We start from the raw sequence: 10,308 nt of genomic DNA on the forward strand, positions 1-10,308 counted from the left end.
GCAACTACAACGTCGGCAACGTGAACGCCGCATTCGGTGGCGGCTTCGCCAGCCCCGGCGTGGTAGTGGCGCCCGTCACGCAGACCGACACGAAGGTCGTCATCCCGACCATCCAGAACTTCGGCGGCCTGCAAGGCGTGCTGCTGTAAATCGCAAACCCGTCATCCTCTTACCGCATCCAATCCAGGAGATTCATCATGACCTCGCTGACCATCAAAGACCTCTCGCATAACGAAGACCTCTCCATCGAAGCACTCGCCTCGGTGCGCGGCGGCAGCAACTACAACGCCTACAACACGAATGCCGCATTCGGCGGCGGCTTCGCCAGCCCGTCCATCGTGGTGGCGCCCGTCACGCAGACCGACACGAAGGTCATCATCCCGACGATCCAGAACTTCGGCGGACTGCAGCTGGTCAAGTAAGGCAACACACGGGAGAGTCGCGCCGCGTCTTCGCACTGCGCAGGCCGAGCGCCCTCTCCCGTCCCGCAACACGCCATATCAGGAGCTTGACCATGGCCTCGCTGACGATCACGGATCTTTCGCATCATCAGGCATTGTCCAACGACGCACTGTCGGCAGTGCGCGGCGGCAGCAACTACAATTTCGGCAACGTGAACGCAGCGTTCGGCGGTGGTTTTGCCAGCCCGGCTATCGTCGTGGCGCCCGTCATCCAGACCGACATGAACATCAATATTCCGACGCTGCAGAATTTCGGCGGAATGCAGTTTCTCAAGGGACTGCTGCAATAAAAAACGTTGGCGGGTTCGAAAGAGCCCTTGCGCGCCGCGGCTTTGTCTCCTCCGCCCTCAAGCGGCCATTTGAATCGACGTGAATTGCCCAAGCCACGCAATCGCAGGCGCCTTCTCGAACTGATCTCTACTGTTTCGAGTTCGCCCGACATCGCAACAAAAGCAACTGACCGATGGCGGCACGACACACGGCCCCATCAGATCTCGCGACACGCCGTCTCAGTCGCTATCCCGCTTCAGCACGCCGCCGATCCAACGCTCTTCCGAAGCCATCAGATGCGCGCGCATCGCGGTCTGCGCGGCGATCGGATCGCCCGACTGCAGCGCTCGCAGGATATCCTCGTGTTCCCGCACTGCGTCGGTCCACGTCTTCGCGCTCTCCGTATGACCACGCATCGCGGCCGCAATGGGATCGTGGCGGCTATCGAACAGTTCGCCCACGAAGCGCGCAAGCACCGAGTTACCGGCCGCCTCCGCTACCAGCATGTGGAACTGACGGTCGGCGTCTACCGGTGTCTTGCCGGCCGCGGCCAGCCTGCGCATCCGGTCCACAGTGCGCCTCAAGCGGTCCACCATGGCGGCCGTCATGTGTGCAGCGGCAAGCGCCGCGACGCTGCCTTCAATGGCCGCGCGTGCCTGCATCAGTTCCGATGGACTGTCGCCCAGGGCGCCGACCACGTTTTCATCGTCTGCGCCGGTGTCGCGCACGTAGACACCCGAACCCATCCGGATTTCGACGCGGCCACCAATCTCGAGTGCGATCAACGCTTCACGCAATGACGGACGGGACACGCCAAGCCGCAGCGCAAGCTCGCGCTCGGGCGGCAAACGTTCGCCGGCAGGAAACTCGCCCTCGCGGATCAGTTTGAGAATCTCCGCGGCAACAGATTGGTAAAGCCGCTTGGGCTCGATTGATTTCATAAACAGCCGGCATCCGTTAGGCAGATATGCGCGCAAAACAGCGTCGTGGCGAAGTCTAGCAGCGCCCGGCGCGGCCCTGCAAACGGCCACTCTGGTAAGGTCAATTTGCACACTATCATATTGGCTTGACCAAACGGCAATATTGCGGTTCAATGCATCACAACTGGACTGACCAGCGTAATGCCAGGTCGGCCGTCAAAAGGAGACACGATGAGCGCGCCTTGCAGCCCGCAGGACCTCGCCGGCAAGTCGAACACCCAACCGTGGGATGGAGAGATCCTGCGTCTGGAGGCCATTCGCAAGCAGTTTCCCGGCGTCATCGCGCTCGACGGCATCAACCTCGATCTGTGCTGCGGCGAAGTCCATGCCATTTGCGGCGAAAACGGAGCAGGCAAATCGACGCTGATGAAAATCATCAGCGGGCAATACCGTCCGGATGGAGGAACTGTCGTCTACCGGGGCGAGCAGGTAAATTTCCGCTCGACATCCGAAGCGCAAGCGGCGGGCATTGCGATCATTCATCAGGAACTGAATCTCGTCCCAGATCTTTCCATTGCGGAAAATCTTTATCTGGCGCGTGAACCCAAGCGCGGCCCCTTCATCGACAGGCGCAAGCTGAATGCCGACGCCAAAGCGTGTCTCGCCCGTATCGGTTTATCTATCGCGCCCACCGCCAAGGTCGGCGCGCTTTCCATTGCGCAGCAGCAGATGGTGGAAATCGCGAAGGCCTTGTCGCTCGACGCGCAGGTCCTGATCATGGACGAGCCGACTTCGTCACTGACCGAGTCGGAAACCGTCCACCTCTTTCGCATCATTAAAGAATTGCGAACTCAAGGCGTCGCGATTCTCTACATTTCGCATCGGCTCGACGAGATGGCGGAAATTGTCGATCGCGTAACGGTGTTGCGAGACGGCCGCCATATCTCGACCGACGACTTCGCAGCGATCACCATAAGCGACGTTGTCGCGCGCATGGTCGGCCGCTCGCTCGACGATGCCTATCCGCGGCGCCAGTCGGTGCCAACCGATGAGGTGCTGCTGAGCGTCGACGGCCTCGAGCGCGAAGCCGTGTTCGGGCCGCTTTCATTCGAACTGCGCAAAGGCGAGATTCTTGGCTTCGCCGGCCTGATAGGCGCAGGCCGCACAGAAGTTGCACGCGCCATTTTCGGTGCCGACCCGCTCGACAGCGGAACGATGCGGCTGCACGGCCAGCCGGTCACGATACGGTCGCCGCGCGAGGCGATTCGCCACGGCATTGCTTATCTCTCGGAAGATCGCAAGAAAGAGGGCCTCGCCCTCAGCATGCCCGTTGCCGCGAATGTGACGCTCGCCAATGTCCGCGGTATCTCCACGCGTGCTGGATTCTTGCGCTTCAACGACGAAGCGCGCATCGCCGCACGTTATGTACAGGAACTCGCGATCCGCACGCCTTCCATCAATCAGGTCACACGCAACCTGTCCGGCGGCAACCAGCAAAAGGTCGTGATTGGAAAGTGGCTATATCGCGGCTCGAAAATCCTTTTCTTCGACGAACCCACACGCGGTATCGACGTCGGCGCGAAGTTCGCCATTTATGGATTGATGGACCGGCTCGCCGCCGATGGCGTAGGCGTCGTGCTGATCAGTTCGGAACTACCGGAACTGCTCGGCATGACGGATCGGATCGCCGTATTTCACGAAGGCCGCATCGCGGCGGTGCTTGAAACGGCTCACACCAGCCAGGAGGAGATCATGCGTTACGCGTCGGGGCAAACTCATGCTTGAAATGACATCAGATCGTTCGCAGGCAGCCGATCGGTCCGCGCAACAGCGGCGGCGTGAGCTCATTCAGAAGTTTGCGGCATTGGGCAGCCTGGTGATACTCGTGATCGCATTTTCGATTACGAGCCAGGCGTTCTTTTCGGTCGACAATCTGATGACCGTGGGGCTGCAGGTCACATCGATCGCCTATCTGGGCGTGGCAGCAACCTGCGTCATCATCACGGGCGGCATCGATCTCTCCGTCGGCTCGGTGCTCGCGCTCGCCGGCGTCTGTGCTGCGCTGCTTGCAAAAGCGGGCGCGCCCGTACCGGTTGCCATGCTGGCCGGCGTGATGGTGGGCGCGCTGTGCGGCCTCATCAACGGCATCTGCGTCACGCGGATGGGCCTGCCGCCGTTTATCGCAACACTCGGCATGATGCTCGTCGCGCGCGGGATGGCGCTGCAGATCACGGGCGCGCGTCCGGTGTCCGATCTCGGTGAAGCGTTCGGCGAACTGGGCAATGGCGCGCTGTTCCGCATCTCCCGAATCGGCGCAGACGGTTTTCCCGACACGACATTCCCCGGCATACCGTATCCCGTCGTCATCATGGTCGCGCTGTTCGTCGTCGTCTCCATTCTGCTTTCGAGGACGTCGCTTGGCCGGCACATCTATGCGGTCGGGTCCAATGCGGAGGCCGCACGGCTTTCGGGCGTCAACGTGCAAGGCGTAAAGCTCTTCACCTACGTGCTGTCCGGCGCGCTTGCGGGCGTGACCGGTTGCGTGCTGATGTCCCGGCTCGTGACCGGGCAGCCAAACGAAGGGGTGATGTACGAGCTCGACGCGATCGCCAGCTCGGTGATCGGCGGAACGTCGCTGATGGGCGGCGTCGGCACGATTTCGGGTACCGCCATTGGCGCATTCGTCATCGGCGTGCTGCGCAACGGCCTCAACATGAACGGGGTGTCGAGCTTCATCCAGCAGATCATCATCGGTGTGGTCATTCTCGGCACGGTCTGGATCGATCAGCTTCGTAACCGCAAGCGATAGGCACAAGCGCTTGGGGGCAGTCAGGAGAAGTTCAACCACTAAAGACAGGAGCGAGACATGAAAAAGTTTCCCATGCTGGCAGTATCCGCAATCCTCTGCGCGGCGTTCAGCACTGGCGTGTTTGCGGCGGGCGGCGAGATCGCCGTGATCGTGAAAACGGTCAATTCGAATTACTGGCAGAACGTGCAGAAAGGAGCAAACGCCGCACTTGCCGACGCGAAGGGCTACACGATGACCTTCCAGGGGCCCGCTGCAGAGTCCGACATCACCGACGAAGTCAACATGGTCGTGAATGCCGTGAACCGGCACGTCGCGGGCATCGTACTCGCGCCGTCCGATCCCGATGCGCTCGTGCCCGCGATCAAGCAGGCCTGGAATGCACATATCCCCGTCGTGATCATCGACTCCGCCATTGCCGATTCCGGCAAGCCTTACTACCAGTCGTTCCTGACGACCGACAATGAGAAGGCGGGCGAGCTGTGCGCGAAGGCGCTGATCGATCGCGTCGGGCAAACCGGCAAGATCGCGATCATGTCCTATGTACCGGGCGCGGGTTCGGAAGTCAGCCGCGTGGGCGGGTTCCGGAAATACATCGAGAGCCACTCGAAGCTGCAGATCGTCGGGCCGTATTACTCGCAATCGCAGATGGCGATGGCCTTGAACCAGACCACCGACGTGCTGTCCGCCAATCCCGACCTGAAAGGCATCTTCGGCGCGAATGAGCCGACCGCGGTCGGCGTGGGCCGCGCACTCAAGCAGTCGGGCAAGGCAGGCAAGCTCATCGCGATCGGTTTCGACGGCAACGAGGACCTGCAGGGGTTCGTGCGCGACGGCACGGTGCAGGCCATTGCTGTCCAGGGCTCGTGGCAGATGGGACACAAGGGCATCGAGACGGTCGTCGGCGTGATCGAGCACAAGCCGGTGCCGAAGCTCGTCGATACCGGCGTCGTGATGGTCGACAAACAGAACCTCGATTCGCCGCAAGCGAAGAACGTCCTTTACTGACAGAACCACGTTGAATCGTGACCGTCCCGCAGCGTCAAGGCGCGCTGCGGGTCCGGCCGATGGCTCGACGCATCGAACGGTGTTCCCTACCTGCTCATGAAGGCAATCGCAAAACGCAACTTGCCACGCGGCAGTCTGTCGCGCGCAGAACACCACGCCTCTTTCCTGCTCATGAGGATCTCCCTATGCTTAGCGTGATTTGCGAATCCCCCCGCGTGCTTCGCGCACACCAGTCCGACGTCCCCGAGCGCAAGCCCGGAGAAGTGTTGTTGCGCGTGAGCCGCGTCGGCATCTGCGGCACCGATCTCCACATCTTCACGGGCAATCAGCCGTACCTCGAATATCCGCGCGTAATGGGCCATGAACTGTCGGGCGTCGTCGTCGAAGCGGATGGCGATGCCGGACTGGCTGTCGGCGACGGCGTCTATGTGATGCCGTATCTTTCTTGCGGAACATGCGTCGCCTGCCGCCAGGGCAAGACCAACTGTTGCGTGAATATCAAGGTGCTCGGCGTACACCGCGACGGTGCGATGACCGAGTATCTGAGCGTGCCCGCCCAGTTCGTCCACAAGGCAGAAGGCGTCTCGCTCGACCAGGCGGCCATGCTCGAATTCCTCGCCATCGGCGCGCACGCGGTACGGCGCGCGAACGTGCAGGCCGGGCAGCGGGTGCTCGTCGTGGGCGCGGGTCCGATCGGCATGGCGGCCATGATCTTTGCGAAGCTGCGCGGCGGCAACGTCGTGTGCCTCGATACACGCGCCGACCGGCTCTCGTTCTGCAGTTCGCAACTCCACATAAGCGCCGCCGTGTCCGTCGGACCCGACGACACCGCGCAACTGTCGTCGCTGACGAACGGAGAATTTTTCGATGTTGTTTTCGACGCAACCGGCAACATAGACGCGATGAACCGCGGCTTCGGCTTCGTCGCGCATGGCGGGACATACACGCTAATTTCGATCGTGCCCGGCCAGGTCAACTTTTCGGACCCGGAGTTCCACAAGCGGGAGACGACCTTGCTCGCGAGCCGCAACGCGACGGCAGCCGACTTCGAAACCGTGCTCGAGGCGATGCGCGCCGGCCAGATTCCGGACCGGGCGCTCAACACCCACCGCATGCGCCTTGCCGACGTGCCCGAAGCATTTCCTCGCCTGCTGGAGCCGGGGCAGACGGTCGTGAAAGCACTGGTCGAATGCTGAGCGAAGGCGCTGCGCAAACAGGATCGAACTCATGAGCGCACCGATACTTCAATTCGGCACCAGCCGCTTTCTTCTCGCGCATGTTGCGCTGTTTGTCTCGGAGGCGCTGGAACGCGGCGACGCGATTGGCGGCGTCAGCGTCGTGCAGACGACAGCGAATCCGGCGAGCCGCGCGCGGATTGCCGCGCTGTCCCATGCGGATCACTACCCCGTGCACATACGAGGTCGCGAAGCCGCAGGCGTGGTGGACCGGGTGGTCGAATGTCGCGCTGTGCGCAATGCGTGGGCAACCGATACCGACTGGGCCGCGATCCGTCGCGCAATGATCGACGACGTACGCGTTATCGTATCCAATACAGGCGATGCGGGTTACCAACTCGATGAGCGAGACACGGCCGACCTGCTATCGAACGATGCGCTCGTGCCGCACAGTTTTCCCGCGAAACTGTTGACGTTGCTGAACGCCCGCTGGCGCGAGCGCCCGCAGGACGGTGTGTCGATTTATCCGTGCGAACTCGTCGACAGAAACGGTGACGCCTTGCGCGATATCGTGCTTGGCTTGGCCCGGCAGTGGCCGCTGCCCGAACTTTTCATCCGCTATTTGCAGGAACATTGCGTCTGGGTAAATTCACTCGTCGACCGTATTGTTTCCGCGCCGATCGATCCCGTCGGCGCGATCGCGGAGCCATATGCGCTGTGGGCAATCGAACGGCGCGTGGGGATGGATCTTCCATGTGCACACGAGCAGATCGTGATCACCGATGACTTGCGCCGTTATGCACAGCTCAAGCTGTTTTTTCTCAATCTCGGTCATACGTGGCTTGCCGATCAATGGCTCGGCGAAAATCGCGCGTCGCAGGAAACGGTGTTGCAGGCGATGAATACGCCTCGCGTGCGCAGCGGGCTCGAGACGGTGTGGCATGACGAGGTGCTGCCCGTCTTCAGCGCGATGGGGCTGCAAAACGAAGCTGAGACTTATATCGATAGTGTTCGCGAGCGATTTCTGAATCCCTTTCTCGCCCATCGTCTTTCCGATATTGCCGCCAATCATCGTGAGAAGATCAGGCGCCGGATACTGCCGCTCGTAGAAATGGCCGATTCGCAGTCTTCGCCGCTGACGCAGCCGAGGTTGCGCAGATTACTGGTGGCCAACAATCTGCTGCTGGACGGCGAAGAAGTGAGCCGGTCGTCCTGATGGTCGCAATGGACTGTCAACGCGCAACGTCCTGACTGACCGGGTTGCGTCAAGCATGCGCGATGGCCGCCGCTCTGACGCAATTTCGACCTGCACGCTTCGCTTCGTAAAGCGCAAGGTCCGCCGCCTTCGTCAGTTCGTCCAAAGTGGTCGGGCATCCGCGTCGACCCGTTGCGCATCCGACGCTGACCGTGAAGGGATGAAGCCCGGCCGTTCCAGCCTCACGCCATGACGCCTCCAACGTCTCGCGTACACCTTCGGCGACGCGCAAAGCGTTCGCCGCATCGGTGTCGGGCAACACGGCCACGAATTCCTCGCCACCATAGCGGGCCGCGCAGTCACTGCGACGGCGGACGCGTTGCGCAATACAGCCGGCCAGATGCTTCAACGCCTTGTCGCCTTCCGCGTGACCGTGTTTGTCGTTGTATTGCTTGAAATGATCGGCATCGATATAGAGAACGGAGAGGCAACTCTGCGTGCGCTGTAGCCTCTCCCATTCTGCTTCCAGCACCTCGTCGAGCGCGCGGCGGTTCTTGAGCCCCGTGAGCGAGTCGGTTTGCGTGAGTTCCGTCAGGCGGCCTTCGGCGAGCGCGCGGTCGCGCAGCGCAAATGCCAGCAACCAGACCACCGCGCAAAAGGCGAAACTGATCGCGCAAGCGGACGTGCCTACGATCCACGAAAGCGTCTTCCATGAGGCGAGCACGTCGTTGAGCGCCGGCGCGACGACCGCAATCAGCGGCGTACCGGGCACGCGTTGAAACGTGTAAAGTCTCAGCACGCCGTCGGCCGGCGAACGCGCCGCATAGAAGCCGGAATCCTGGTTCACCATGCGCGGAAACGTCTGCGATTTACTGAAGTTCGGTGCAATTGCCAGTCGTATATAAGGATTCCTCGCGACAAGTGTGCCGTCGGTCCGAACGATTGCCGTGACACCGCCTGGTCCGACGTTCAGCCCGTCGAGCAGGCGGCCGAAGTACGCCACGTCGATGGCGACCAGCGCCACGCCCTTGAAAGAGCCGTCGGCGTTGTTCATCCGTCTGCTCAGTGCCAAGGCTTCCACACCCTCGCGCGAGCGCGCCCGATACACGGCGGAAACATACAGGCCCGCGTTCGCCGACTGGCGATGTACGAGGAAATAATCGCGGTCGCTGAAGTCCCAGTGATGCGTGCTCGAACAGCACCCGTCCATCAACTGCCCGTGTTCGTTGGTCACGCCCATGCCCGTCACGTATTGCGAAGTTGCGGTGCGGTTGAACAGCAGTTCGTGCCGCACGTCCGCGTTCATATGTTGAACGGCCGGCTTGTCAAGAGCGGCGATAAGCGTCCTTAACGATTGATCCGAGGATTCGACGGTGTGGGAGATATTGCTCGACAATACCGCGGCAACGTTCCTGGATGTCTCGTGGGCGTGGCGAATCGCTGTGTCGCGCGCGGCAACAAGTGTTAGCAGGCTCACGCCCAGAACAGCCGCCGCAAGCAGTGTGCCGAGCGCGCCCACGATGCACGGACGACGGCCCGCGATAACGGCCGCGCGCCTGACAAAGTTTGGGAACACGTGATTTTTTGTGGGGTGTCGCTTTTTAGCGCGTCGACGCTTGTGCGAAATGGTTGCGCAGGATAACGACAGTAGTATCGGCAAACGGAACGAAAAATTGAGAGCTTTGAGCGGTTTTTTCAGTCAAAGCCCGCTCTGTCCGCTGGACGGCCTTTGGCGACAATGGCCTGTCGACCGCTGTCAGACAGTTGACAGGCACGTTGCCGCCTTTGGTGCCGTCGTAGCCTCGAATGTCGGGTGCCGATGCGGGTGACGCGGCTAGTCACGCGGATCACGTTAGACGGCGGCCCTCTCGATCGGCGCAGAAGCGAAGGTCGCAATCACATCCGATGCGAGAATCATGCGACGCCAGTTAGCCGGGACGAGCGTCATGCTGCGGCGAGGGCGGAATACTTCGTCGCCACGCATGATGGGGCGCCCCGAGAGCGCGCAAAAACCGTCATCCCGTGCCAGACCCAGACGCCAGATCTGCTCTGCGTAATGTCCCGTCTGAGAATCGCTCCACGAGATACTGAGCGTGTGAGCCGATAGTATTTCCTGCACGACAATCCGGGCTGGCAGCGGGATCCATTCGGCCTGGTGATTTTTTCGCGCAGCCGGCAATCGTTCCCGTCGCATCTTCTCCTTGAACGAGGTTTCCACTGGCGGAGTCAGGAAAAGAGGCGTCGGACAAAGCAAACTTAGCAGCGCCCGCTCGATAATCTGGCCGTCGTCCGACGGTAATGCCGCTTTAGACGTTGGCATTTTCATTCGATAAAACTGCCGGTGGTTGATAACGTGTTGGCAAACAGCGCGGGAGTCCCAGCTGATCAATGTCGAGGGTTCTGTTGACGCGATCATCCTTTGTACATCCGGGCGGCCTGAGTCTCTCCGGCACTGCACTTTTGATTGACGAAC

Annotated in this window: 10 protein-coding genes; 7 read left to right on the forward strand and 3 right to left on the reverse strand. The window is 61.3% G+C overall.

All coding sequences use genetic code 11. The features are described from left to right. Window positions 1-197: 197 nt before the first annotated feature. Both KFO72_RS39940 and KFO72_RS39945 read left to right on the forward strand, forming a co-directional pair. On the forward strand, window positions 198-422 hold the full coding sequence (locus tag KFO72_RS39940; RefSeq protein WP_054933628.1) for a hypothetical protein: 225 nt from the start codon (window positions 198-200) through the stop codon (window positions 420-422). Between the two features lie 92 nt (window positions 423-514). Further along, on the forward strand, window positions 515-751 hold the full coding sequence (locus tag KFO72_RS39945; RefSeq protein WP_060605286.1) for a hypothetical protein: 237 nt from the start codon (window positions 515-517) through the stop codon (window positions 749-751). Window positions 752-970: 219 nt separating this feature from the next. Here the strand turns inward: KFO72_RS39945 and KFO72_RS39950 are convergent, their stop codons facing one another. Next, window positions 971-1,672 (reverse strand): FadR/GntR family transcriptional regulator, encoded by a 702-nt coding sequence (locus KFO72_RS39950; protein ID WP_054933621.1) that lies wholly within the window; start codon window positions 1,670-1,672, stop codon window positions 971-973. 210 nt (window positions 1,673-1,882) lie between these two features. Between KFO72_RS39950 and KFO72_RS39955 the strand changes: the two genes are divergently transcribed. The 5 genes from KFO72_RS39955 to KFO72_RS39975 all read left to right on the forward strand — a co-directional run bounded on the left by KFO72_RS39955 (window position 1,883) and on the right by KFO72_RS39975 (window position 7,856). Next, window positions 1,883-3,436 carry a sugar ABC transporter ATP-binding protein gene (locus KFO72_RS39955; protein WP_225034391.1) on the forward strand — a complete coding sequence of 518 codons (1,554 nt, stop codon included), beginning with the start codon at window positions 1,883-1,885 and terminating at the stop codon, window positions 3,434-3,436. After that, window positions 3,429-4,460, forward strand: coding sequence for an ABC transporter permease (locus KFO72_RS39960; protein ID WP_054933619.1), 1,032 nt, complete (start codon window positions 3,429-3,431; stop codon window positions 4,458-4,460). The genes KFO72_RS39955 and KFO72_RS39960 overlap by 8 nt, the downstream gene beginning before the upstream one ends. 57 nt (window positions 4,461-4,517) lie before the next feature. After that, entirely contained in the window at window positions 4,518-5,465 is a 948-nt protein-coding gene (locus KFO72_RS39965) for an ABC transporter substrate-binding protein (RefSeq protein ID WP_054933618.1), read from the forward strand. Between the two features lie 185 nt (window positions 5,466-5,650). Continuing rightward, the gene (locus tag KFO72_RS39970; protein ID WP_062917101.1) at window positions 5,651-6,661 is read left to right on the forward strand and encodes a zinc-binding alcohol dehydrogenase family protein; all 1,011 of its coding nucleotides are present in this window, start codon (window positions 5,651-5,653) and stop codon (window positions 6,659-6,661) included. Between the two features lie 31 nt (window positions 6,662-6,692). Next, window positions 6,693-7,856: a mannitol dehydrogenase family protein gene (locus KFO72_RS39975; protein WP_225034393.1), complete on the forward strand. Its 1,164-nt coding sequence runs from the start codon at window positions 6,693-6,695 to the stop codon at window positions 7,854-7,856. A gap of 49 nt (window positions 7,857-7,905) precedes the next feature. Here KFO72_RS39975 and KFO72_RS39980 read toward each other — a convergent pair whose 3' ends face one another. Both KFO72_RS39980 and KFO72_RS39985 read right to left on the reverse strand, forming a co-directional pair. Then, window positions 7,906-9,411, reverse strand: coding sequence for a sensor domain-containing diguanylate cyclase (locus KFO72_RS39980; RefSeq protein ID WP_225034395.1), 1,506 nt, complete (start codon window positions 9,409-9,411; stop codon window positions 7,906-7,908). Between the two features lie 276 nt (window positions 9,412-9,687). Continuing rightward, a partial coding sequence (locus KFO72_RS39985) for a DUF3331 domain-containing protein (RefSeq protein WP_225034396.1) occupies window positions 9,688-10,308 on the reverse strand: 621 nt, incomplete at its 5' end.

The sequence above is a fragment of the Paraburkholderia sp. XV genome (genome assembly GCF_020177535.1).
GTDB lineage: Bacteria > Pseudomonadota > Gammaproteobacteria > Burkholderiales > Burkholderiaceae > Paraburkholderia > Paraburkholderia caribensis.